Here is a 23,840-nt window from a genome sequence, read left to right on the forward strand (position 1 = left end):
GGGCTGCGGGGGGCTGTGCGGGAGGGCCTCCCCGGTGCGGGCCCGCACCGGGGACGCCACAGGGGCCGCCCGGCCCGCCCCGTGCGGGGCGGGCCGGGCGGCCCTGGGGATTACTTGGAGAAGCCGGGGAGGAGCTTCTGGTAGTCGGCCGCCGTGGCGTCGAGGCCGGCCTGGGTGCTCTCGTCACCGGAGAGGATCTTGTTGTAGTTGGTGGCGAGGGAGGCGAAGAGCGAGCTGTACTCGGGCAGCTCCGGCCGCGGCTGGGCGACGCTCAGGACGGCCTGGTAGCCGGCGACGCCCGGGGCGGCCTTGACCTCGGCGGTGTAGGCGGAGGCGCGGGTCGGCAGGGTGCCGTTCTTCACCGCGATCTTGGCCTGGGTCTCGGCGGAGGTCATCCAGCCGATGAACTTCTCCGAGGCCTCCAGGTGGGCCTTGTCGGAGCCCGCGTAGGCGACCAGGTTGTGACCGCCGGTCGGGGCGCCGGCCTTGCCGGTGGAGCCGGCCGGGACCGGGGCGATGCCCAGGTTGTCCTTGTTGGTGAAGGCGGAGCCCTTGAAGATGTTGGTGAGCTCCCACGGGCCCTGGACGATCATCGCGGTCTTGCCGCTGTTGAAGGCGTCCTGCATGTGGGCGTAGCCGTCGGCGGTGATGTCCAGCTTGGTGACGCCGGAGGTGGCCAGGATCGACTTCGCGGTGTCGACGGCCTTGACGGCCTGCGGCGAGTTGACCGTGATCTTCTTGTTGGCGGCGTCGACCATGTTGGTGCCCTCGCCGTACATGAAGGGCAGCGCGTAGTAGGCGTCGGCGCGGAGGGTGAAGCCGTCGACGCCGGCCTTCTTCTTGATCTGGGCGGCGTCGGTCTTCAGCTCGTCCCAGGTGGCGGGGGCCTTGGCGATGCCGGCCTTCTTGAGGAGGTCCTTGTTGTACAGCAGGGCCAGGGTGTCGGTGACCAGCGGGGCGCCGTAGGTCTTGCCGTCGAACTTGGCCTGCTCCAGGAGGCTGGGCTGGAAGTCGGCGCGGTTGTCCAGGGCGGCGGTGTCGTCCAGCGGGGCCAGGAAGCCGGCCTTGGCGAAGGCGGCGGTCCAGCCGACCTCGGAGCGGAAGACGTCCGGAGCGCCCTTGCTGCCGGCTGCGGTCTGGAACTTGTTCTGCGCCTGGTCGAACGGGACGTTGACGTACTTGACCGTGATCTTCGGGTTGGCCTGCTCGAATTCCTTGATCAGGGCCTCGTAGGTCGGCTTCTCGTTGGTGGCGTTGGAGGTGTCCCACCAGGTGATGGTGACCGGACCGGAGGCCGCCTTGTCCGAACCGCTGCCGCCGCCGCTGCTGCTGCAGGCCGCCATCGAGACCGCGAGGGCCGCGACAAGTGCGGAGGCCGCAATACCACGCCGCATGAGAACTCCTAGAAGGGTGGGTGCCCGAGAGAGTCGGGACACCGCATAATGGCTGTCCCGGGGGTCCGACTGCGCCATTGCGGCCGTCGGGCTTGGGGAGGAACGTAACAGCGGCGTGAGCAGCTCGGAAAGTCCTTGCAGCAAGTTTCTGCAAGGATATGCGATTCGTTACGCCCGCGTGTCCTGCCGGTTGCGGTAACGCGACCGCAGCCCCCGGTCTTCCTTGACAGGCGTGACCGGCGCCACTGTCATGAGAGCTGCCGTCCCGACCCCGGACGGCAGGCCGCGACAGTCGCTCAGGAGGCGCAGGTGGCGTACTACCGGACCCTCGGCACGGTGCCGCCCAAAAGGCACACCCAGTTCCGACGGGACGACGGAGGGCTCTACTTCGAGGAGCTGATGGGCGAGGAGGGCTTCTCCTCCGACTCCTCCCTCCTCTACCACCGCCACATCCCCTCCGCGCTGGTCGACAGCCGTGTGTGGCGGCTCACCGAGGCCAAGGCGGAGCCGAACCATCCGCTGAAGCCCTTCCACTTCCGGCTGCACTCCCTGTTCCCCGGGGAGACCTGGCGGCAGGCCGACCCGGTCACCGACCGGCGGGTGGTGCTCGGCAACGCCGACGTGCGCATCGCCTACGTCGCCGCCGGCCGCCCCTCCCCCCTCTACCGCAACGCCATCGGCGACGAGTGCGTGTACGTGGAGTCCGGCACGGGCCGTGTCGACACCGTCTTCGGGTCGATCGAGGTCGGCGACGGCGACTACGTCGTCCTCCCCCGCGCCACCACCCACCGCTGGGTGCCCGCCGGGGACGCCCCGCTGCGGCTGTACGCGATCGAGGCCAACAGCCACGTCACGCCGCCGAAGCGCTATCTCTCCCGCTTCGGGCAGCTGCTGGAGCACGCCCCCTACTGCGAGCGGGACCTGCGCGGACCGTCCGGGCCGCTGCTGGAGGAGGGCGAGGACGTCGAGGTGCACGTCAAGCACCGCGCGTCCGGCGGCGACGGCGTGGCCGGCACCGTGATGGTGCTGCCGCACCACCCCTTCGACGTGGTGGGCTGGGACGGCTGCCTCTACCCGTACGCCCTCAACATCCGCGACTACGAGCCGATCACCGGGCGCATCCACCAGCCGCCGCCGGCGCACCAGGTCTTCGAGGGCGCGGGCTTCGTGGTCTGCAACTTCGTCCCCCGCAAGGTGGACTACCACCCGCTCTCCATCCCCGTCCCCTACTACCACTCCAACGTGGACAGCGACGAGGTGATGTTCTACTGCGGCGGCGACTACGAGGCCCGCAAGGGCTCCGGCATCGGCCAGGGCTCGGTCTCGCTGCACCCCGGCGGCCACACCCACGGCCCGCAGCCCGGCGCCTACGAGCGCTCGATCGGCGCGGAGTTCTTCGACGAGCTGGCCGTGATGGTCGACACCTTCCGCCCGCTGGAGATCGCCGAGGGCGGCCGGGCGGCCGACGACGGGCGGTACGCGTGGAGCTGGAGCGGCCGCGGGCCGCAGGGGCCGCTGGGCCCGCAGGACGTGCAGGGCGGACAGGACGTGCAGGGCGGAGAGGGCGGACAGGGCGGAGAGGGCGGACAGGGCGCTCCGGGGACGCCGGGCGGTGCCGGGTGACGGCGCCGCACAGCTGGGTCCCCGTGCCGGAGGGCTCGCCCTTCCCCGTGCAGAACCTCCCCTACGGCGTCTTCACCCCGCCCGGCGGCACCCCCCGGGTCGGCGTGGCGATCGGCGGCCACGTGCTCGACGCCTCCGCGGTGTGGGCGGGCACCCCGCTCGGCGCCGACCTGGCCACCGGCTCCCTCAACCGCTTCCTGCGCCGCGGCCCCGGCGAGTGGGCCTACGTCCGCCGCCGGATCACCGAGCTGCTCACCGGGGAGGAGCAGCGCCGGTTCGCCGAGGCCCACCTGCACCCGCTGGACCGGGTGCGGCTGCACCTGCCCTTCGAGGTGGCGGACTACGTCGACTTCTACGCCTCCGAGGAGCACGCCTCCAACGTGGGGCGGATCTTCCGGCCCGACGGCGAGCCGCTGCTGCCCAACTGGCGGCACCTGCCCGTCGGTTACCACGGCCGGGCCGGGACCGTCGTGGTCTCCGGCACGGGGGTGCGGCGGCCTGCCGGGCAGCGGTCCGGTCCCGGCGGGCCGCTCTTCGGCCTGACGGAGCGGCTGGACGTCGAGGCGGAGGTCGGCTTCGTGGTCGGGGCGCCCTCCCGGCTCGGCGAGCCGGTGCCGGTCGGCGCCTTCGCCGACCACGTCTTCGGGGCGGTGCTGGTGAACGACTGGTCCGCCCGCGACATCCAGTCCTGGGAGTACCGGCCGCTCGGGCCGTTCCTCGGCAAGTCCTTCGCCACGTCGGTGTCGCCCTGGGTGGTGCCGCTCGCCGCGCTGGAGCACGCCCGCGTCCCCGTGCCGCCCCAGGACCCGGCCCCGCTGCCGTACCTGGAGGAGAAGGAGCCCTGGGGGCTGGACCTGGCCCTGGAGGTGCGGCTGAACGGCGCGGTGGTCTCCCGCCCGCCGTTCCGCGGCACGTACTGGTCGCCCGCGCAGATGCTGGCCCACATGACGGTGAACGGCGCCTCGCTGCGCACCGGCGACCTGTACGCCTCGGGCACCGTCTCGGGCCGCCTGCCGGAGGAGCGCGGCTCGCTGATCGAGCTGACCTGGAACGGGCGCGACCCGCTGCGGCTGCCGGACGGCACGGAGCGGACCTTCCTGGAGGACGGCGACACGGTCGTGATGAGCGCCACCGCGCCCGGCGCCGACGGGGTGCGGATCGGCTTCGGCGAGGTGGCCGGGACGGTGCTGCCCGGCCCGTCCTGAGGCACCGGGCGGCCCGGCCCCCGTCCGCAGGCCCGTCCGCGCCCGCCGCGCCCGTCGGCGCCGCGGGGCGCGGACGGGCGGGGGCCGGTCCCGCCGTACCCTGACGCCATGACGACTGACGACGGCGCCGCGGCGCTGGACCGGCTCGGGGCGGGGAAGTACCTGCTGGTCACCACCTACAAGAAGGACGGCTCCACCGTGCCCACCCCCGTGTGGGTCGTGCGGGACGGCGACGCGCTCGGGGTGTGGACCGCGGCGGACTCCTGGAAGGTGAAGCGCATCCGCAACCGGGCGGACGTGCTGGTCGCGCCCTGCGACGTCCGCGGCGGGCGCCAGGGGGAGGACGTCCCGGCGACCGCCGAGCTCCTGGACGCGGACGGCACCGAGCGCTACCGCGCCCTGCTGGCGCGCAAGTACGGGCTGCTGGGACGGCTGACGATGCTGGGCAGCCGGCTGCGGCGCGGCCGGGCCGGCACGGTGGGCATCCGCATCACCCTGCGGGAGCCCCGCACCCCCTGACGGCCGGTCGGGCCGATCGGGCCGGTCGAACCGGCCGGACCGGCCGGACCGGAGGCGCCGCGGCACGGCGGCGCCTCCGGTGACGGAGCGTCAGGAGGCGCCGCCCGGGGCCGCGGCGTCCCGGGCGGCGCCGTCGCGGTCGGCGGGGGTGGCCAGCGAGAGGCCGAAGCGCTCCTCCGGGTCGGTCCACCAGTGGACCAGCTCCAGCCCGGCGGCGGCGAGTTCGGCGGCGATGCCGCGGCGGCGGAACTTCGCGGAGACCTCGGTGCGGAGCTCCTCGCCCTCGACGAAGGGGACGGCCAGGTCCAGGGCGCGGATCTTGACGGTCTGCTCGCGGAGGGAGCGCAGCCGCATCTCGATCCACTCGTTCGCGGCGTTCCAGTGGGCGACGTGCGCGAAGGCGTCGGGGTCGAAGTCCGCGTCGAGCCCGCGGTTGACGACGTGCAGGACGTTGCGGTCGAACGCGGCGGTGACACCGGCCGCGTCGTCGTAGGCGGCGACCAGGACGGCCGGGTCCTTCACCAGGTCGGTGCCGACGAGGAGGGAGTCGCCCGGCTCCAGCTCCCGCCGCAGGGCGGCGAGGAAGGCGGCCCGCTCGTCGGGGAGCAGGTTGCCGAGGGTGCCGCCGAGGAAGGCGACGAGGCGGGGGCCGCGGGTCGGCGGGAGCGCCAGGGTCGCGGTGAAGTCGGAGACGAGGGCGTGCACGGCGAGGCCGGGGTACTCGGCGGCCAGGGCGTCGCCCGCCTCCCGCAGGGCGCTCTCGCTGACGTCGACGGGGACGTAGGACTCCAGGGTGCCGAGGTCGCGCAGCGCGTCCAGCAGCAGCCGGGTCTTCTCGGAGGATCCGGAGCCCAGCTCGACCAGGGTGCGGGCCCGGGTGGCCGCAGCGGCCTCGGCGGCGCGGGCGGTGAGGATGGCCCGCTCGGCGCGGGTGGGGTAGTACTCGGGCAGCCGGGTGATCTGCTCGAAGAGCTCGCTGCCGCGGGCGTCGTAGAACCACTTGGGCGGGAGCCACTTCGGATCCGCCGTCAGCCCGGTGCGCACGTCGTGGCGGAGGGCGGCGTCGAAGTGGTCGGCGGGCAGCAGGCGGGTGAAGTCGAACGGTGCGGCCATGGCGGGGCGTCCTCTCACGGGAAGGGTGGGGTGCCGTCGGGGTCGGGCGGCGGTGCGCGTCGGCCGGGGCGGGACCGCCGGCGCGCACCGGTCAGCCCGGCGGTCCCGCCAGGGGGCGGACGGTGACGGCGTCGGCGGTCGCGAGCAGCAGCGACCCGTCGGGGACGGCGGTCCAGCCGGGCAGGTCGTCGCCCGGCTCGGAGGCGACCAGGGCGCAGCGGCCCGGCTCCAGGCGGTGGAAGAGGGTGTCGCCCCAGGTGGTGGCGGCGATGGCGGTGCCGTCGGTGAGGAGCAGGTTGAGGCGGGCGTCGCCGCGGGCGGCGACGTCGGCGACGGTCGCGGCGAGGGCGTCGCCGGGCGTGGCGCCGTCCCGCAGCCGCCGCAGGACCAGGGCCCAGACCAGCGCGGAGTCGCAGCGGGCCTCCAGGGCGAGGAGGTCGGCGGGCGGCAGGGCGGCGGCCAGGTCGGCGAAGGCGGCGGGCCAGCCGGGCAGGGCGCCGTTGTGGCTGAAGAGCCAGCGGTCGGCGGCGTAGGGGGCGGCGGCGGCCTCGCCGGGGGCGCAGCCGTCGGTGGCGGAGCGCACGGCGGCGAGCAGGGCGCGGGTCCGCACGACCCGGGAGAGGTCGGCGAAGGAGGGGTCGGCCCAGATCGGTCCGGAGCGGCGGTAGCGGGCGGGCACGGGGTCGCCGTCGGCGTACCAGCCGACGCCGAAGCCGTCGGCGTTGACGGTGCCGTACTTCTGCATGCGCGGCGCCCAGGACTGCTGGTGGAGCCCGTACGGGGGCGCGGTGACCAGGTCGCGGACCGCCCGGGGCTCGCCGACGTAGGCGAGGTGGCGGCACATCAGGCGGCTCCGGGGGCGGTGCGGCCGGCGGTGCGGGGCTCGGCGTCGCGGGCGGTGCGGAAGCCGGAGAAGATCTGGCGCCGCACCGGGTGGTCCCAGTTGCGGAAGGTGCCCCGGCAGGCCACCGGCGCGACCCCGAAGGAGCCGCCGCGCAGCACCCGGTAGTCGCCGCCGAAGAAGACCTCGGAGTACTCGCGGTAGGGCCAGGCGCGGAAGCCGGGGTAGGGCGTGAAGCGGCTGGAGGTCCACTCCCAGACGTCGCCGATCAGCTGGCGGACCCCGTGCGAGGAGGCGCCGGCGGGGTGGCTGCCGGCGGGGGCGGGCCGCAGGTGGCGCTGGCCGAGGTTGGCGTGCTCGGGGGTGGGGTCGGCGTCGCCCCACGGGTAGCGGCGGGAGCGTCCGGTGGCGGGGTCGTGGCGGGCCGCCTTCTCCCACTCGGCCTCGGTGGGCAGGCGGCGCCCGGCCCAGCGGGCGTACGCGTCGGCCTCGTACCAGCAGACGTGGACGACCGGCTCGTCCGCGGGGACCTCCTCGGTGCGGCCGAAGCGGCGGCGCAGCCAGGTCGCGCCGTCGCGGGTCCAGAAGAGGGGGGCGGTGAGGCCGGCCCGCTGCCGGTGGTCCCAGCCCTCCGGAGTCCACCAGCGGGGGTCGTCGTAGCCGCCGTCGGCGACGAACCGCTGGTAGGCGCCGTTGGTGACCGGGACGGTGTCGAGGTGGAAGGCGGGGACGTGCACGGTGTGGGCGGGGCGCTCGTTGTCCAGCGCCCAGGGCTCGGTGGAGGTGCCCATGGTGAAGTCGCCGCCGGGGACGAGCACCTCGGCGGGGAGCGCGGCGGCGTCGGCGGGCGCGGGGGGCGGCGCCGGGTCGTCGAGGACTGGCGGGCCCTGGCGGAGCTGGTGGGTGATCAGCATGGTCTCGTCGTGCTGCTGCTCGTGCTGGGCGACCATGCCGAAGGCGAAGCCGCCGCGCAGCAGCGGGTCGCCGTCCAGGGCGGCGGCCTCCAGGACGTCGAGGACCCGGCCGCGGACGTCGTGGGCGTAGGCGCGGGCCTCGGCGGGCGGCAGCAGCGGCAGGGAGGGCCGCTCGGCGCGGGGGTGCTCGAAGGCGTCGTAGAGGGAGTCGATGCCGGGGAGCAGGGGGTCGCGGCCGCCGACGGTGCGCAGCAGCCAGAGCTCCTCCTGGTTGCCGATGTGGGCGAGGTCCCAGACCAGGGGCGACATCAGCGGCGAGTGCTGGGCGGTGAGGTCGCGGTCGTCGACGCTGCCGGTGAGGACCGCGGTGCGGGCGCGGGCGGCGAGCAGTTCGGCGGCGATGCGCTCGCGCAGGGCCTCGGCGGGCAGCGCTTCGGGGCGCGGGGGCCCGGCGGGGAGGGAGGCGCGGGCGGCGTCCGGCGCGGCGCCCGTCGCGCCGCCCGGGGCGGTGCCCGGCCGGGTGCCCGACGGCGTGTTCGGCTCGGTGTTCAGCACGGGGCGGTCTCCTGCGTCGTCGCGGTGTCGGTGCCGGGGCCCCGCCGGGAGCGGCCGGCCAGGGCGTCCAGCTGGTCGTCGGCGGGACATCGCCCGGCGGCGGTGTAGCGGTCGGCGAAGGCCGCGAGGGCGTTCCGCACCGCGGGCGGGGCGTCCAGCCGGGGCAGCGCGCCGTCGGCGGCGGCGAAGCAGGCGAGGGCGGCGCGGCGCAGCGCGGGGTCGGCGACGGCGTGGGTGGAGGCCCTGGTCCACAGGGAGCCCCGGGGGGCCGGGAGGTCCCGGTCGGGGTCGCCGAGGGGTTCGAGGGCCGCGAGGGCGGCGTCGGCGGCGCGGGGGTCGTCCAGCAGGGCGGTGACCAGTGCGGTGGGGACGAGCCAGCCGTCGCCGGGCTGGGCGTCGATCATGCGCAGTTCGAAGTGGCCCTGGGGGCGCACGGGCGGGAAGAGGGTGGTGAGGTGGTAGCGGAGGTCGTCCAGGGTGGGCGGCCGCTCCCCCGCGCCGCGCAGCCAGTCGCGGAAGGTCAGGCCGCTCGGGGCGGTCCAGGGCCGGCCGCCGGGGCGGCGCACGCAGAGCAGTTCGGCGTCGAGGGCGGCGCGGGCCCAGGCGGTGCGGGGGTCGCCGGCCAGCGGGGCCGGGGCGAGGGTGTGGGTGGGCTCCATCCGCTCCCAGACGGCCTGGCGGGTGGAGCGGCGGCCGGTGGGCCGTCCGTCCAGCAGCGGGGAGTTGGCGAAGGCCGCCACCAGGACGGGCCCGAGGCGGTGCAGCAGCCGCCAGCGGTCGCGGAAGCCGTGCGGCCCGGGTCCGTCGGTGCCCGCGTCCACGCAGACCTGCACGGAGGCGCTGGCGCACATCATGACCCGGCCCCAGGGGCCGCCGCGTCCGAAGAACTCCGCCATGGCGGCGTACCGGGGGGCGCGGACCACCATGCGGCGGCCGCGCGGGTGGGGGTCGGTGCCGGTGCCGGCGAGGTTCAGGCCGCGGGCGGCGAAGGCGCCGCGGAGGACGGCGAGGTCGCGCAGCACGGTCTCGGCGCAGTCGGCGAGGGATTCGGCGGGCGGGGAGCTGAGCTCGACCTGCCCGCCGGGTTCGCGGGTGAGGAGGGAGCCCCCGGGGAGGGCGGGGGGTCCGGGCCGGAGGCCGAGGGCCTCGACGGCGGCGTCGGTGCGGGCCGGGTCCACGGGGGCGGCGGCGTCGCGGGCGTCCTGGACGATCCACTCCAGTTCGACGCCGACCCGGCGCGGCGGACCGATCTTGAAGCAGACGCTGGCGACGTACGCCTCGGCCTGCGACTCGGTCAGCGGGGTCACGGTGGGCGGTGCCTGCGGCGGCCCGGCGTCGGTCTGTATCGGGGGGCGTACGGGTTTCACTCGGCTCACCGTCCCTCGGTCTTGCGGCCCGGGGCTCACTGCCCAGTCTGCACCGAAGCATGCCCGCGCGGCGGCAAACCGCCGCGACGCCGAGGTGTCTGCGCAGGTCGGGGCGGTGCGGGCGGCGGGGTTCAGGACTGCGCCGGACGGGTGAGGCGGTCGAGCGCCGTCGCGAGGAGCGGGCGGGGCAGCGCGTAGTTCAGCCGCAGGAAGCCGGGGGCGCCGAAGTCCGCACCGTCCTGGAGGCCGAGTCCGCGCTCCTCCAGCAGCAGCCGGCAGGCCCCGGCGGCGGGCAGGCCCAGCGCGGCGGCGTCCAGCCAGAGCAGGTAGGAGGCCTGCGGCGGGGAGGGCACGGCGCCCGGGGCGGCCCGGCGCAGGGCGTCCAGGGCGAGGTCGCGGCTGCCGGCCAGGTACCCGAGCAGGCCGTCCAGCCACGGCCCGCCGTGCTCCAGGGCGGCGTTCTGCACCAGTTGGGCCGTCAGGCCGCCCTCCCACAGGCCGTATCCGGCCATCGCCTCCCGCAGGCGCTCCCGCAGCACGGGGTCGGGGACGAGGGCGAAGGCGCTGGGGAGGCCCGTGGTGTTGAAGGTCTTGCCCACGGAGTTGAGCGTGACGACGGAGGGGGCGAGGTCGCCGGCGGCGTCCACCGCGACGGGGTGGGACACGCCGGGGTGGACCAGGTCGGAGTGGACCTCGTCGGAGACCAGCACCCCGCCCGCCTCGGCCGCCGCCTCGGCCAGCGACCGCACGGCGGAGCGCGTCCACACCCGGGCGGTGGGGTTGTGCGGGCTGCTGAGCAGGACGGCGGACAGCGGGCGGCCCGCGAACCCGCCGACGGGCAGGCGGTAGCCGTCCGCCTCCAGGGCCAGCGGCACCTCCTCGTACGGCAGCCCGGCCGCCCGGCAGGTGGGGGCGAAGCCGCCGTACTCGGGCACCGGGGCCAGCACCGGTCCGCCGCGGCCCGCGGCGCGCAGCACCTCCAGGAGCAGGCGGACGGCGGTGCGCGGGCCGAAGGGCAGCAGCAGCACCCAGTCGGGGTCGACGGCGGCGCCGTGGCGGGCCCGGTACCAGGCGGCGACCAGGTCGCGGCCGCGCGGGTCGCAGACGGTGTAGCCCCAGGCGCGGTGCGCGGCGCGGGAGGCCAGGGCCTCGGCGACGGCGGGCGGGCCGGGGAGGTCCATGTCGGCGAGGCCCAGGGCGATCCGGCCGGGGCGGCCGTCGGCACCGGCGGCGGCCCACTTGCTGCTGCCGGTGCCGGAGCGGTCGAAGGGGAGGTCGAAGCCGGTGGGCGGGCCGGTGGGCGGCGCGCCGGTGGGCGGGCCGGCGGTGCGCCGGTCGCCGGTGGGCCGGTCGTCGGTGTCCAGGGCTCCTCCACGGGGTCGCGCGGGCGGGCGTCCCTCTCCCTACCCGCGCGACCGGGCCGCGACGCCGGCGGCGGGCGGCGGGCGGTAGGCGGCGGCACCGGTGCGGGGCGGGGCTGGCACGGGCGGGCGGGCGGGCGGAGGCGGTCTGGTCCGGCGGGCGGGCGTCGGCTAGCGTCGTCCCGCCCCCGGCCGGAGCCGCCGCGGGCGCCCGCCCGACCGCGGGCCCGCACGTGGACCGGCGGGGCCCGCGGGTCCCGTCCGCACCCTCCTGGAGTCCCCGTGCGCGCCGACCCCGTCTCCCCCGACCGCCTCGTGCTCGGCGAGAGCCCCCGCTGGGACGCGGCGGCCGGGCGCCTCCGCTGGGTCGGCATCGAGGACCGCGCGGTGCTGTGGCTGGACCCGGCCACCGGGAAGTCCGGCCGCACGGACCTGGACACCATGCCCGGCACCCTGGCCCCGTACGACGGCGACCGGGTGCTGCTGGCCACCGACCGGGGCTTCGAGGTGCTGGACACGGCCTCCGGCCGCCTCGGACCGGTCGCCGCGGCGGAGGCCGACCGGCCCGACCGCCGGATGAACGACGGGGCGTGCGACCCGTACGGGCGGATGCTGGCCGGGACGACGGCGCTCTCCGGCACGCCGGAGCCGGGCCCGCTGTACCGGCTGGAGACGGGCGGCGGCGCGCCGCGCGCGGTGCCGGTGCTCGACGGGCTGCTCGTCCCGAACGGCCTGGCGTGGCCGGAGCCGGACCGGCTCTGGCACATCGACAGCCCGACCCGGCGGATCGGCCTCCACGTCTATCCCGAGCACGGGCCGGTGGGCCCGCTCGTCCGCAGCATCGACACCTCGGACCTGTCCGGCGACCCCGACGGCATGGCGCTGGACGCCGAGGGCAACCTGTGGGTGGCGTTCTGGGGCGGTTCGGCGGTGCGCTGCCTCGCGCCGGACGGGCGGGTGCTGGAGACGGTGGAGCTGCCGGTGCCGCAGGTGACGAGCGTGGCCTTCGGCGGCGACGGCCTGGACACGCTGTGGATCACCACCGCCGCCCGCGGCACCGACCCGGACGACCCGGCCCCGCACGGCGCGCTCTTCCGCTGCGACGCCCCGGTCCGCGGCCTCCCGGCCGTGCCCTGGGCCGGACCGTCCGCCTGACGCCCGCCCCTGCACCACCGGTCCGCGTCGCGTCGGCCGCATCCCGGACGGGCGGCGGCGGCCCCGCCCGCCCCCGTCGCGGGACGGGGCCGCCGGGGCGGCCCCTCCGGCTCACCCGCCGTCGCGCGAGTCCTCCGGCGGCAGGCCCAGCGCCGAGGGCAGGCCCTCCCGCCCGGTGCCCAGCTTGCGGTGGACGGCCGCGAGCAGCCGGTCGACGATCCGCACGCCCGTGCCCAGCTCCACCGCTATCCGGTCGGACGGCACGCCGCGCACCGCCAGCTCCGCGGCCCTGCGCTCACGGTCCGTCAGCGCCTCGGCGCCGAGCGCGTACAGGCCGCGCGGGCGCAGCCCGGCCGCGGAGAGCTCCCCCGCGGCCCGCGCCGCCAGTGTCTCGGCCCCGCACTGGTTGGCCAGCTGCACGCCGTGGCGCAGCTGCTCGGCGGCGTCGGAGGCGCGCCCCACGCGGCGCAGGGCGGCGCCGTGGTCGACGAGGGCGAGGGCGTACTCGTACGCGGACGGGGAGCAGCCCAGCCGGGCGACGGCCAGTTCCAGCATCGCCTCGGACTCGTCGGGGCTCTCGGCGACGGCGGCGCCCATCCGCAGGGCCTGGCCGACGGCGGTGCCGGTGCCGTAGCGCTCCGCGTCGCGGACCGCGTCCCGGGCGAGGGAGCGGGCGCGGGCGGGGTCGTCGCCGGCCACGGCGAGGGCGAGGAGGGACCGCCAGGGCGACCAGACCGGGTTGCGCCAGCCCCGGGCGTCGAGGCGGGCGCCGACCGCGGAGAGCTCGGCGGCGGCCTCCTCGGTGCGGCCGTGGGCGAGCAGCAGCCTGCTGTGGAGGGTGGGCGCGTCCGGCAGCAGCAGGGCCGCGGGGTAGGGCGGGCCGAAACGGTACTGCTCGGCGAGGGCCATGGCCTCGTCCGCCCGGCCGCGGGCCAGGAGCGTCTCGATGAGGACGCCGACGGCGTCCCACTGCAGGGGGACGCCCCGGCCCAGGCGTTCGGCCGTGCGCAGGCTGCTGCGCAGGAAGTCCTCCGCCTCGCTCAGGCGGCCGCCGCGGAAGCGCACCAGGCCGAGCAGGAAGTAGGCGAAGCCGAGGTGGGACCCGCTCCACCCGGCGACCTCGAACTCCCGCACCGCGTCGCCGAACAGCTCCTCGGCGAGGTCCAGCCGGTCGGTGTAGGTGCAGGTCATGCCGAGCATGGTGGGGACCTCGAAGCCCCAGGTGCGGTTGGTCCAGCCCAGCTCGGCGGGCAGCCTCCCGGCGTCGAGCGCCCGGTCCACCAGGGCCTGGGCCTCCGCCGCGGGCTCGCCCCGCAGGGTGAGGTCCCAGGCGCGCAGCACGTGCACGACGCGGGCGGCGGCGTCGTCGCGGCCGTCGAGCTCCCCGGCGAGGTCGGCGAGCTGCCGGGAGCGGTCCGCCCGGCCGCGGTCGTCGGTCTGCAGCGCGGACCAGATGAAGCGCCCCGCGAGGAGCCGGGTGCGGGCGGGGCCCGGCGGGGTGCGGGCCGCCTCGGCGGCGAGCACGCCGACGGCCTCGTCCAGCCGGTCCAGGTGGCCGAGGGCCTGGGCCAGGCGCAGCGCCGCGTTCTCCCGCCGGGAGGAGGTCAGGCCGGGCCGGGCGAGGGCGGCGGTCAGGTGGTTGACGGTGACGGCGGGCTGGGTGAGCAGGGTGGCGCAGCCCAGTTCGTACTGCACGTCGGCGCGGTCGCCGTCCGCGGGCGGCTCGGCCAGGGCCCGCTCCAGGCAGCGGCGGGCGGCGTCGGGGGCGCCGACGGCGACGTGCTCGCGGGCCGCCTCGCGGAGGACCTCGACGAGGTCGTCGTCGCCGTCGGGGTGGACCTCCAGCAGGTGGCGGGCGGCGACGGCGACGCCGAGGCCCGCGTCGCGCACGGCCTGCGCGGCGACGCCGTGCATCGCGGTGCGGGCGGCCGGCGGGACGGCCCGGTAGACGGCGGTGGCGATCAGGGGGTGGACGAACTCCAGGACGGGCCCGCCCTTGATGACGCGGGCCTCCCGCAGCCGCTCGGCGGCCTGCTCGGCCTCGGCCGGGTCCATGGCGGCGAGCCGGGCGGCCAGCGGCGCGGGGGTGTCGTCGCCGAGGACGGCGGCGGCCCAGGCGTAGCGGACGGTCTCCGGACCGAGCTTCTCCAGCTCGGCGACGAGTCCGGCGCCGCGCACCGCGGCACCCAGGTCCCGCAGGAGCTCCGCGCTGTCCGCGGTGGGGGCGATCCCGCGCTCCTCGGCCCGGGCGAGCAGCTCCACCGCCTCGTACGGGTTGCCGGCGGTGACGGTCCAGCACTCGCGGCAGAAGGCGTCGTCGGCGTCGCCACCGAGGGTGGCGCGCACCAGTTCCGCCACCGCGGCGGGGCCGAGCGGACGCAGGACGAGGGGGCGTCCGGCGCCGTCCTCGACCAGCCGCGGGAAGGGGTCCTCCCGGGGGAGGTCGTCGGGCCGGTGGGCGAGGACCAGCAGGACCGGGAGCTCGCGGACGCGCTGCCGGAACGACGCGAGCCACCCCGCCGACTCCGGGTCGGCCCAGTGCAGGTCGTCGACCACCAGCACCAGCGGGCTCCCGGGCCGCGCCAGGCGGGCGAAGACCTGGTCCAGGCCGTCGCGGACGCCCTGCGGGTCGGCCAGGGCCCCGTCGGGCGGCGCGAACAGCCCGGCGGCCGGGCCCGTGATCCCGTACCAGAGGCCGAAGAGCTCGCGCTGCTGCGCCTCGCTGCGGCCGACGAGGACCGGCTGCAGCAGCTGCCTGACGACGTGGAAGGGGAGGGAGCGCTGCTGCTCGCCGCCGCGGGCGAAGAGCACCCGGCAGTCCCCGCGCGCGGAGGCGATGCGGCGGACCTCGGTGAGGAGGGCGGTCTTGCCCGTGCCGGCGGACCCGCTGACGAGCAGCGTCCCGCCCGGCCGGCCGCCGCCCGCGGCGGCGCGGCGGCAGAGGTCGTCGACGGCGCGCTCGGCGGCCGCGACCTCCTGTTCGCGCTCCAGCAGCACGGCCGGGGCCCCGCCCTCGGTCCCCGGGCCCCGGTTGTCGTCCCGATCGGTCACGGCCGGCCTCTCTGTGTCGTCTGCGCCGCCGACATGACTTCCCGTCACGAGGCTATCCGGTGGCGGCCGGGTCCGGGGGCGCATCGGCCGCGCGGAACCGGACAGGTTGGCCGGGAAGGGTGTTTACCGCTGCGGTCTCCGGAACGAGGATCACCGTGAGCCGACCTCGCGCGCAGTCCGGCCGTGCGCCCCCGCACCCCGGCATGCGCCGTCCCGGAGGAGGAGACGCCGTGCCCCCACCGGTGGGCGGCCGTGCGCCGCAGAGGCCTCCGGCGCCGTCGAGGCGACTGGACGAAGAATCCGGAGAAGACCGTGGAACTCACCCTCCCGCTGCCCGAATTCCCCTTCCCTTCCGTGATCAGCCCGTACGCCGCGCAGGCCGAGGAGCACCTGCGGGGCTGGGCCCGCAGCAGGCGCATCGTCGCCCCCGGGGCGGCCGCCGACGCCTTCGACTCCATGCTCTTCGGCCGGTTCGCGGCCCGCGTCTACGCGGACGCGGAGTACGGGCGGCTGCTCACCCTCGCCGACTGGACCGGCTGGATCTTCGCCTTCGACGACCTCCTGGACGACACGCCGGAGGGGCGTGACGCGGGGTTCGTGGAGCGCGTGATCGCCTGCATGGAGCCGGTCTGCCGCGGGCGGCGGACCCTCCGCAGGCCCCCGGCCCCCAGCCGCGAGGTGGCCCGTTCCCGCGACGCGCTGGCCCGGCTGCGGCGGCGGATCACCCGGGCCATGCCCGCGGAGTGGAACGCGCGGTTCACCCGCAACGTCGTCGACTTCCTGCACTCCTACCGCCGCCAGGCCTCGGTGAACGGGTCGCGCGCGGTGCTGGACGAGGCCGCGTACAGCGCCCACCGGTCGTCGACGGTCGCGATGTACACGGGGGCGGACCTCATCGAGTACGGCACCGGCCGCCCGGTGCCCGAGCACCTGCTGGCCCGCCCGGAGGTGGCGGCCCTGCGGGAGTCCGCGGTCAACGCCATCGGCTGGACCAACGACCTCTTCTCGGCGCCCAAGGAGATCTCGGTGGGCGACCTGTGCAACTACGTGACCGTCCTCCACCGGCAGCTCGGCGTGCCCCTGGAGGAGGCCGCCCGGGAGGTGGTGGTGCGGATCGACGCCGAGGTGAAACGGTTCTGTGAGGCGGCCGCGGCGGTCCGCGACCTCTGCCGGGGCCTGCCGGACGACCAGGCCCGGGCGCTGCTCGGCACGGTCGACGGACTGGGGCACTGGATGGCGGGCCACGCCGCCTGGTCGCGGGAGACGGGCCGGTACCGCTCCCACGCCGTGCCCGACGGGCGGGAGCTGCTGGAGGCGACCGGCCGGGCCCCGGGCGGGCCGCACGCCTGACGGTGCGGGCGCGGGTCCGGGCCGCGGCGGGCCGGAGCCGCCCCGGCCCGGGCGCGGTTCGGGGGGACGGTCCGGGTCCGGGCGCGGAGGCGCCGGTCCGGGTCCGGGCGCGGTACGGGCGGTCCCCGGTGCGGTTCAGGCCGGGCCGGGGACGAGCACCGCGGCGCCGGTGACCCGGTCCGCCGCGAGGTCGGCCAGCACCCGGTCGGCCTCGGCCATCGGGCGGCGGGTCACGTGCACCTGCGGGCGCAGCCGGGCCGCCTCGGCGAGGTAGGCCCGGCCGTCCGCCCGGGTGTTCGCGGTGACGCTGCGCAGCGTCCGCTCCTGGAAGAGGTGGTCGGCGTACCGCAGCGGCGGGATGTCGCTCAGGTGGATGCCGGCCACCGCCAGCGTGCCGCCGCGGTCCAGGGCGGCGAGGGCGGTCGGCACCAGGTCGCCGACGGGGGCGAAGAGGATCGCCGCGTCCAGCGGCTCGGGCGGCGCGTCGTGGGCGCCGCCCGCCGAGGCCGCGCCCAGGTCCAGGGCGAGCCGCCGGGCCTCCTCGGAGCGGGTGAGCACGTGGACGACCGCGCCGCGAGCGGTCGCCAGCTGGGCCGTCAGGTGGGCCGACGCGCCGTACCCGTACATGCCCAGGCGGCCGCCGCGGGGCAGCCGGGCCCGCTCCAGCGCGCGGTACCCGATGATGCCCGCGCAGAGCAGCGGGGCGATCTCCTCGTCGGCCCAGCCCCGCCACGCGGGGGCGTCCTCGGGCAGCCGGTAGGCGTAGCGGGCGTCGGCGAGGAGGTGGCCGGCGTAGCCGCCGTGGACGTCCCAGCCGGTGTAGCGGGAGTGCGGGCAGAGGTTCTCGCGTCCGCTGCGGCACCAGGGGCAGTGCCCGCAGGTGCCGGCCAGCCAGGCGACGCCCACCCGGTCGCCCGGGGCGAAGCCCTCCAGGTCACCGGCGAAGCCCTCCCGGTCACCGGCGAAGCCCTCCGGGGCGGCGGGCCCCTCCGCGCCAGGACCGGCCGCCAGGACCCGGCCCACCACCTCGTGGCCGGGTGTGCAGCGCGGCAGGTGCGGTGCCAGGTCGCCCTCGGCGAGGTGCAGGTCGGTGCGGCAGACGCCGCAGGCGGAGACCTCGACGAGCAGCTGGTGGGGCCCCGGGGGCGGGAGCTCCCGCTCGACCCGGCGCAGCGGGCCGTCCGCAGCGGGGCCGGGCCGGTCCACGACCCAGGCCGTGGTGGTCGTCGACTGGTGTGCTGTCGGCACGGTCGGACTCCTCCCGCGGTGGCCCCTCGACGCTACCGCCGCCCGCGGCCCGGCGCAGGGCGTGGACCGGCGGGGCGCGCGGCCCGGCAGGGCGGGCTGCGGGCTGCGGGCTGCGGGCTGCGGGAAGGGTGGGGAGGGCAACGGGCGGGGACGGACCGCGGGCCTAGGGTGCGGGCCATGCTGGACTACGACACCGAGGCCGACCGCTACGACGCGAGCCGGGGCGGGGTGCGGCGCGCGGAGGCCGCCGCGCGGGCGGTCCTGGGGCTGCTGCCGCCGGACGTGCGCACCCTCCTCGACGTCGGCTGCGGCACCGGCCTGGTCAGCGCCCGGATCTCCCGGCCGGGCCTGCGGGTGGCGGGCGCGGACGCGTCCCCCGGCATGCTCCGGCTGGCGGCGGCCCGCCTGGGCGGGGCGGTCGTGCTGGCGGACGCCCGGCGCCTCCCGTTCGCCGACGGCACCCTGGACGCGGTGAGCGCCGTCTGGCTGCTGCACCTGCTGCCCGACGCCGCACCGGTGGTCGCCGAGTGCGCCCGGGTGCTGCAGCCGGGCGGGGTGCTGGTCGCGACCGTCGACAAGGACGCCTCGCACGACGCGGACAGCGACATCGACGCGCTGCTCGCGCCCTTCCGGCGGCCGGACGCGTCCGACGGACGCGCCCTGGTGGCCGGGCACGCCGCACGGCACGGGCTGCGGCCCTGCGGCGGGGCGTCCTTCACCGGGCACGGCCAGGGGCGGTCGCCGCGGTCGGCCGCCGCCGGACTGGCGCATGGCGCCTGCCCGTCCGCAATCCGGGTGACGGAGCATCAGGCCGCTTCCCTCGCGGCGTCGCTGGCCGCGCTGCCCGACCAGGACCGCCCCCGGCCGGATCCCGTGTACCGCCTGCTGGCCCTCCGCAAGGACGTCTGAGCCCGGCGGTCCGGTCAGCCCGGCAGGGCGGCCGCCGGAACGGTGTCCGGGACGGTGTCCGGGACGGTGTCCGGGCGGGTGCGCACCGCCCAGCGGGCGGCCGGGCCGGTGGCGAGCCCGGCGCAAAGGAAGAGGAGTCCCAGCAGCAGCCAGCCGGACGTGCCCCCCTCCACCACGAGTCCGGTGAGGAGTGGCGGCCCGAGCGTCCGCGCGACGGCGACCCCGCTGCCGTAGAAGCCCTGGTACTGGCCCTGCCGGTGGTCGGGGGCGAGGCAGGAGCCGAGCTCCCACCCGCCGGCGGACTGCACCGTCTCGCCCGCGGTCAGCAGGGCGACGCCCACGAGCAGCAGCGCCACGGCCGTCGGGGCCGGAGCGGCGCCGCCGGAGAGCGCGAGGACGACGCACGAGGCCGGCACCAGCAGTCCGGACCGCCGGACGGCCCGGACGGCGGCGGCCGGTCCGCGGACGCCCCGGGCGGCCCGCACCTGGAAGAGCACCACCCCCAGGGTGTTGAGGACCAGCAGTGCGGACCCGGTCCAGGGCGGTGCGGCGGTCCGCTGCACGGTCCAGAGCGGGAGGGCGAGGCTGAGCAGCGGCATCCGCAGCAGCATCAGGGCGTTGAGGAGGGCGAGCAGGGCGTACGGCCGGTCGCGCAGCACCGCGAGGGCCGGACCGCCGCCGGGCGCGGGCGGGGCGGCCGGGACGGCGGGCACCCGCAGCAGCAGGGCGGCACAGGCCAGGAAGGCGGCCGCATCGAGGGCGAGCGCCCCCAGGAACGCCTGGCGGGTGCCGAGGTGCAGGGCCACTCCTCCGAGGGCCGCGCCCGCGACGAGTCCGGCGTTGCCGCAGGACTGCAGCCGGGCCCGCACGGCGGTGCGCCGGTCGGGGCCGACCAGCCCCGCCAGCAGGGCCTGGCGGGCCGCGGCCAGGCCGCACTGACCGGACGCGTAGAGGCAGGCGACCGCCAGGAACGGAGGGAAGGAGCGGACGAGGAGGAGGGCGCCGAGGGCACCGGCGGTCGCGAGGGCGAGCAGCGCGGAGGTGCCGCGCGGCCCGTGCCGGTCGGCGAGGTGGCCCAGCGGGATGCCCGCCAGGGTGCCGACGGCCCAGGAGAGGCCGAGGCCGAGGCCGATGAGGGCCGGGGAGAGGCCCGCGACGCGGACGAGGAAGAGGGCGGAGCAGACGAGGTAGGCGCCGTCGCCGACGGAGTTGGCCGTCTGGGCGAGCGCGAGCCCCCGCTCCGGACGGGCGGGGCGGCCGGGGCCGCCGGGACGGGCAGGACCGCCGGGACGGGCGGGGCGCGACAGGCGCTCAGGGCGGCAGGTCCGGGGAGTCCGGCAGGTCCGGGAGGTCCTGGAGGTCCGGCTGGGCATGCGGCTCCTCGGTCGTCCGGCGGAGGGGAGGGGTGCGCCGCACCACCGTAGGGCGGGGAGGACCGTCCGCCCAGGGCCGCTCCGCCGCCGTCCGCGTGGGCCACTTCGGCCCGCGGACGGCGGGCCCCGGGCACGCGCCGGGGCCCGCTCCGCGCGTGGAGCGGGCCCCGGACGGGAGGGGCGCGGCCGGGCCGCGCCGGTGGGCGTGCCTCAGTGGGCGACGACCGGGACGGGGACCTCGTCCGCGGCGCCCTTCCCGGAGGCGACCGCGGCGCCGCCGTCCTGGCGCCCGGTGGTGATGAAGGTGAAGGCGATGGCCGACGCGGTGGCCAGGATGCCGGCGGCCCACCCGATGGCGGTGGCGTAGCCGTGCACCGCGGCCTGGTTGACGAGCCGCAGGTCGCCGCCGTGGGAGGCCAGCCAGTGGGCGGTGGCGCTCGCCGCGACCGTGTTCAGCAGGGCGGTGCCGATGGAGCCGCCGACCTGCTGGGAGGTGTTGACCATGGCGGAGGCGACACCGGCGTCGCGCGGCTGGACGCCGTACGTCGCCAGGCTCATCGCCGGCATGAAGGAGGTGCCCATGCCGAGGCCGAGCATGAGCTCGGCGGGGAGGATCAGCCCCGCGTAGGGGCTGCCGACCTCCAGCCGGGTGAGGAGCAGCATGCCGAGCGCGGCCAGCAGGAAGCCGGGGCCCATGAGCAGGCGCGGGGGGACCCGGTTCATCAGGCGGGCGCCGATCTGGGTGGAGCCGGTGATCATGCCGGCGACCATCGGCAGGAAGGCCAGGCCGGTGACGACCGGGGAGTAGCCCTTGACGACCTGCAGGTAGTAGGTGAGGAAGAGGAAGAGGCCGAACATGCCGATGATGGCGAGGCCCAGCGAGAGGTACACGCCTGCGCGGTTGCGGTCGGTGACGACCCGCAGCGGGAGCAGCGGGGCCTTCACCCGGGCCTCCACGGCGACGAAGGCGGCCAGCAGGACGACGGCGGTCGCGAAGAGGCCGAGGGGGGCGGGGGCGGTCCAGCCGTCGCTCTCGACGCGGGTGAAGCCGTAGACCAGGGTGACGAGGCCGAGGGTGGCCAGGACGACGCCGGGGATGTCGAGGCGGTTGCGGTTGCGGCTGCCGGCGGGCTCGTGCACGACGGCGGCGGCGCCGAAGGCGGCCACGGCGGCGATCGGCACGTTGACGTAGAGCGCCCAGCGCCAGTTGAGGTACTCGGTGAGCACGCCGCCGAGGATCAGGCCGAGCGCGCCGCCGCCGCCGGCGATGGCGCCGAAGACGCCGAACGCCTTGGCGCGCTCCTTGGCCTCGGTGAAGGTCACGGCGAGCAGGGACAGCGCGGCGGGGGCGAGCAGCGCGCCGAAGACGCCCTGGAGGGCGCGGGCGCCGAGGAGCATGCCGGTGTTCAGGGCGGCGCCGCCGAGGGCGGAGGCGCCGGCGAAGCCGATCAGGCCGGTGATGAAGACGCGCTTGCGGCCGGCGATGTCGGCGATGCGGCCGCCGAGCAGCAGCAGGCCGCCGAAGGCGAGGGTGTAGGCGGTGATCACCCACTGGCGGTTGCCGTCGGAGATGCCGAGGTCGTGCTGGGCGGAGGGCAGGGCGATGTTCACGATGGTGCCGTCGAGGACCACCATCAGCTGGGCGAGGGCGATGAAGACCAGGGCTGTCCAGCGCCTGGGGTGCGGGGCGGCCGTTTCCGGCATGGGGGTACTCACAATCGTCACGGGTCGGGCGTGCAGGATCGGACGCACGGGTGCGCCGTCCGGCCGGCGGACGGGCGCACCGGCGTGCCGGTGCGTACGGGTCGGGCTGCGGGTCGGTGCCGTCGCTCGGGGCCGCGGTGGCGGCTCGGTCAGCGGTACTCCCCCTGGAGCCTGCGGAGGTCTTCGAGGGTGGCGGCGGAGCCGGACAGCTCCGTGGGCCGGGGGGTGCCCAGCCCGTCGAGGAGCAGGTCGAGGTGGCGGTGGACGAAGCGGTCGGCGCCGCCGCAGCCGGTGCCCGGCAGCGGGCGGGCCAGCTGGGTGACGGCGACGATGACGTCCCCCATGGCGATGTCGGGGCGCAGGTCGCCGGAGCGCCGGCCGGCATCGATGATGTCCGAGACGGCGCGCTCCAGGCGGGTCCGGGCCGCGGCGAACTCGGGGTCCCGGGGGGCGACCCCGCCGGAGAGCAGCGGGCAGACGGCGCCGATGCGCTCGTCCGCCGCCGCGTGGACGAAGCGCCGCAGCGCCGCGAAGGCGGACGGCTCCTCGTCGCGGGCGGCCTCCGCCTGCTCGGCGGTGCGGACGAGGACGGAGAGGGTGACCGTGCGGATCAGTCCGCGCCGGTCGGGGAAGTGCCGGTACAGCGTGGCGTTGCCGATGCCGGCCCGGCGGGCGATCTCGTCCAGCGGGACGTCCGCGCCGTGCTCGACGAACGCCTCCCGGGCCGCAGCCGCGATCCGCGCACGGTTGCGGCAGGCGTCCGCCCTCATGCGGGCCCCCTGCTGCTCCGCGGCGCCGACGCTCATCGGGCTGCTCCTCCGGACGGTGAACCGGGGACTGCTTCCCCGGTTGCTCGCACGGGAAGAACGGGGAAGGACTCCCCGGTTATTTCACGGAGGAGTGTGACGCGCGTCACACACCCGGGGAGCGGCCTCCGGGACGGCCGGACGGAGCCGCGCCGGGGAGGGGCCGCGCCCGGGCAGGGCCGCGTCCCGGCAGGGCAGTGTCCGGACGGGCAGTGTCCGGACGGGCAGTGTCCGGACGGGCAGTGTCCGGACGGGCAGTGTCCGGACGGGCAGTGTCCGGACGGGGTCACATGAGGCGGGCGCCGCGCTCGGCCTCGCGCAGCTCGTCGAGCAGGCCCTGCTGGCCGGCGAGCAGTTCGGTGAGGATCCGGCGGGCGGCGCGCAGCAGGTCGGCGACGTCGGCGCCGGCCAGCGAGTAGACGACCGTGGAGCCCTCGCGGGCGGAGACCACGATCCCCGAGCGGCGCAGGACCGCGAGCTGCTGGGAGAGGCTGGACGGCTCCGCCTCCAGGTCCGCCAGCAGGTCGCGGACGGGCTTCGGCCCCTCCTGGAGGAGCTCCAGGACGCGGATGCGGACGGGGTGGCCGAGCATCCGGAAGAACTCCGCCTTCGCCTGGTACAGCGGAACCCGTTGCACTGCCGGTCACCCCTTTTCCGGACGGCCACCCCCTGTTTCCCGCGGTCGAAGGCTACGGGCGGGGGGCCCGACCTGCCGGGGAGTGAAGCATCGGGCAGATCGGGAATTGAAGAAGACTTCAACTTGTGGGCAAGAAAAAGGGGTTCAGAGTTCCAGGGCGTCGCAGACCTGACGGGCGCGGTGCCGGGCCAGGGCCAGGTTGGCCCGCTTCCGGTCCAGGACCAGGTAGAGGAAGATCCCCTGGCTGCCCCGCTTGGTCAGCGGCCGGATCAGGTGGAACTGCCCGGAGAGCGTGATCAGCATGTCCTCGATGGTCTCGCCGCGCAGGTCCAGCAGCTCCATGGCGCGCATCTTGGCCCGCACCACGTCGGTGTTGCCGGCCGCGGCCACGTTGAGGTCGAGCTCGTCATTGCCGCCGAGCACGCCCAGCGCCATACCGCTGCCGTAGTCGACCAGTGCGGTGCCCAGGGCACCGTCGATGGCCATGCACTCCTTGAGGGAGGTTTCCAGGTTCATGGCTGCGTCCCCTTCTTCGTCGGTCCCCGGCCCGTCGGGCGTGCGGCGGTCGGGCGTGCGGTGGTCCGGCCCGCGGACCGGTCGCGATCACGACGCTAGGGGCCGCCCGGGCGCGCCGGGACACTCGACCGCAACCGACCGGAAGAGGCCGCACGAGCGGAGGAAAGCGGAAGGAATACATGCCCGAGCGGTCTTCCGA

General features: G+C 76.9%; 19 protein-coding genes. 6 read left to right on the top strand and 13 right to left on the bottom strand.

Features of this window, described 5'->3' with window-relative positions:
- Window positions 1-110: 110 nt before the first annotated feature.
- Window positions 111-1,394, bottom strand: a complete 1,284-nt coding sequence (locus ACFY07_RS17045) for an extracellular solute-binding protein (protein ID WP_390869379.1) — start codon at window positions 1,392-1,394, stop codon at window positions 111-113.
- A 309-nt stretch (window positions 1,395-1,703) separates the two neighbouring features.
- On the opposite strand from ACFY07_RS17045, the gene ACFY07_RS17050 reads away from it, so the two are divergent.
- The 3 genes from ACFY07_RS17050 to ACFY07_RS17060 all read left to right on the top strand — a co-directional run bounded on the left by ACFY07_RS17050 (window position 1,704) and on the right by ACFY07_RS17060 (window position 4,741).
- Window positions 1,704-3,017, top strand: coding sequence for a homogentisate 1,2-dioxygenase (locus ACFY07_RS17050; protein ID WP_390869380.1), 1,314 nt, complete (start codon window positions 1,704-1,706; stop codon window positions 3,015-3,017).
- Window positions 3,014-4,222, top strand: coding sequence for a fumarylacetoacetase (fahA, locus tag ACFY07_RS17055; protein ID WP_390869381.1), 1,209 nt, complete (start codon window positions 3,014-3,016; stop codon window positions 4,220-4,222). Before ACFY07_RS17050 ends, fahA begins: the two co-directional genes overlap by 4 nt.
- A 108-nt stretch (window positions 4,223-4,330) precedes the next feature.
- Window positions 4,331-4,741, top strand: coding sequence for a PPOX class F420-dependent oxidoreductase (locus ACFY07_RS17060; protein ID WP_230652852.1), 411 nt, complete (start codon window positions 4,331-4,333; stop codon window positions 4,739-4,741).
- 90 nt (window positions 4,742-4,831) lie between these two features.
- Here ACFY07_RS17060 and egtD read toward each other — a convergent pair whose 3' ends face one another.
- The 5 genes from egtD to ACFY07_RS17085 all read right to left on the bottom strand — a co-directional run bounded on the left by egtD (window position 4,832) and on the right by ACFY07_RS17085 (window position 10,712).
- Window positions 4,832-5,854, bottom strand: a complete 1,023-nt coding sequence (gene egtD, locus ACFY07_RS17065) for an L-histidine N(alpha)-methyltransferase (RefSeq protein WP_390869382.1) — start codon at window positions 5,852-5,854, stop codon at window positions 4,832-4,834.
- Between the two features lie 91 nt (window positions 5,855-5,945).
- Window positions 5,946-6,698: an ergothioneine biosynthesis protein EgtC gene (egtC, locus tag ACFY07_RS17070; protein WP_390869383.1), complete on the bottom strand. Its 753-nt coding sequence runs from the start codon at window positions 6,696-6,698 to the stop codon at window positions 5,946-5,948.
- Complete coding sequence (gene egtB, locus ACFY07_RS17075; RefSeq protein ID WP_390869419.1) at window positions 6,698-8,038, bottom strand: ergothioneine biosynthesis protein EgtB; 1,341 nt, start codon at window positions 8,036-8,038, stop codon at window positions 6,698-6,700. The genes egtC and egtB overlap by 1 nt, the downstream gene beginning before the upstream one ends.
- 119 nt (window positions 8,039-8,157) lie before the next feature.
- Window positions 8,158-9,531 (bottom strand): ergothioneine biosynthesis glutamate--cysteine ligase EgtA, encoded by a 1,374-nt coding sequence (egtA, locus tag ACFY07_RS17080; RefSeq protein WP_390869384.1) that lies wholly within the window; start codon window positions 9,529-9,531, stop codon window positions 8,158-8,160.
- A 131-nt stretch (window positions 9,532-9,662) separates the two neighbouring features.
- Window positions 9,663-10,712: an aminotransferase class I/II-fold pyridoxal phosphate-dependent enzyme gene (locus ACFY07_RS17085; protein ID WP_390869385.1), complete on the bottom strand. Its 1,050-nt coding sequence runs from the start codon at window positions 10,710-10,712 to the stop codon at window positions 9,663-9,665.
- 462 nt (window positions 10,713-11,174) lie between these two features.
- Here ACFY07_RS17085 and ACFY07_RS17090 point away from each other — a divergent pair, with 462 nt between their 5' ends.
- The gene (locus tag ACFY07_RS17090; protein ID WP_390869386.1) at window positions 11,175-12,047 is read left to right on the top strand and encodes an SMP-30/gluconolactonase/LRE family protein; all 873 of its coding nucleotides are present in this window, start codon (window positions 11,175-11,177) and stop codon (window positions 12,045-12,047) included.
- 111 nt (window positions 12,048-12,158) lie between these two features.
- Here the strand turns inward: ACFY07_RS17090 and ACFY07_RS17095 are convergent, their stop codons facing one another.
- Entirely contained in the window at window positions 12,159-15,098 is a 2,940-nt protein-coding gene (locus tag ACFY07_RS17095; protein ID WP_390869387.1) for an AAA family ATPase, read from the bottom strand.
- 312 nt (window positions 15,099-15,410) lie between these two features.
- Between ACFY07_RS17095 and ACFY07_RS17100 the strand changes: the two genes are divergently transcribed.
- The gene (locus ACFY07_RS17100) at window positions 15,411-16,448 is read left to right on the top strand and encodes a hypothetical protein (protein WP_390869388.1); all 1,038 of its coding nucleotides are present in this window, start codon (window positions 15,411-15,413) and stop codon (window positions 16,446-16,448) included.
- 135 nt (window positions 16,449-16,583) lie between these two features.
- Here ACFY07_RS17100 and ACFY07_RS17105 read toward each other — a convergent pair whose 3' ends face one another.
- Complete coding sequence (locus ACFY07_RS17105; RefSeq protein WP_390869389.1) at window positions 16,584-17,696, bottom strand: zinc-dependent alcohol dehydrogenase family protein; 1,113 nt, start codon at window positions 17,694-17,696, stop codon at window positions 16,584-16,586.
- Between the two features lie 177 nt (window positions 17,697-17,873).
- Between ACFY07_RS17105 and ACFY07_RS17110 the strand changes: the two genes are divergently transcribed.
- Complete coding sequence (locus ACFY07_RS17110; RefSeq protein ID WP_390869390.1) at window positions 17,874-18,605, top strand: class I SAM-dependent methyltransferase; 732 nt, start codon at window positions 17,874-17,876, stop codon at window positions 18,603-18,605.
- A 14-nt stretch (window positions 18,606-18,619) separates the two neighbouring features.
- Here ACFY07_RS17110 and ACFY07_RS17115 read toward each other — a convergent pair whose 3' ends face one another.
- The 5 genes from ACFY07_RS17115 to ACFY07_RS17135 all read right to left on the bottom strand — a co-directional run bounded on the left by ACFY07_RS17115 (window position 18,620) and on the right by ACFY07_RS17135 (window position 23,641).
- Window positions 18,620-19,978, bottom strand: a complete 1,359-nt coding sequence (locus tag ACFY07_RS17115; RefSeq protein WP_390869392.1) for an MFS transporter — start codon at window positions 19,976-19,978, stop codon at window positions 18,620-18,622.
- Between the two features lie 210 nt (window positions 19,979-20,188).
- Window positions 20,189-21,682: an MFS transporter gene (locus ACFY07_RS17120; protein ID WP_390869394.1), complete on the bottom strand. Its 1,494-nt coding sequence runs from the start codon at window positions 21,680-21,682 to the stop codon at window positions 20,189-20,191.
- Between the two features lie 149 nt (window positions 21,683-21,831).
- Window positions 21,832-22,488, bottom strand: coding sequence for a TetR/AcrR family transcriptional regulator (locus ACFY07_RS17125; protein WP_390869395.1), 657 nt, complete (start codon window positions 22,486-22,488; stop codon window positions 21,832-21,834).
- A 286-nt stretch (window positions 22,489-22,774) separates the two neighbouring features.
- Window positions 22,775-23,125, bottom strand: a complete 351-nt coding sequence (locus ACFY07_RS17130; protein ID WP_308188918.1) for a metalloregulator ArsR/SmtB family transcription factor — start codon at window positions 23,123-23,125, stop codon at window positions 22,775-22,777.
- Window positions 23,126-23,269: 144 nt separating this feature from the next.
- Window positions 23,270-23,641: a hypothetical protein gene (locus tag ACFY07_RS17135; RefSeq protein WP_230652877.1), complete on the bottom strand. Its 372-nt coding sequence runs from the start codon at window positions 23,639-23,641 to the stop codon at window positions 23,270-23,272.
- Window positions 23,642-23,840: the final 199 nt, after the last annotated feature.

It is taken from the genome of Streptomyces sp. NPDC001380 (assembly GCF_042895785.1).
In the GTDB taxonomy this organism is placed as follows: domain Bacteria; phylum Actinomycetota; class Actinomycetes; order Streptomycetales; family Streptomycetaceae; genus Peterkaempfera.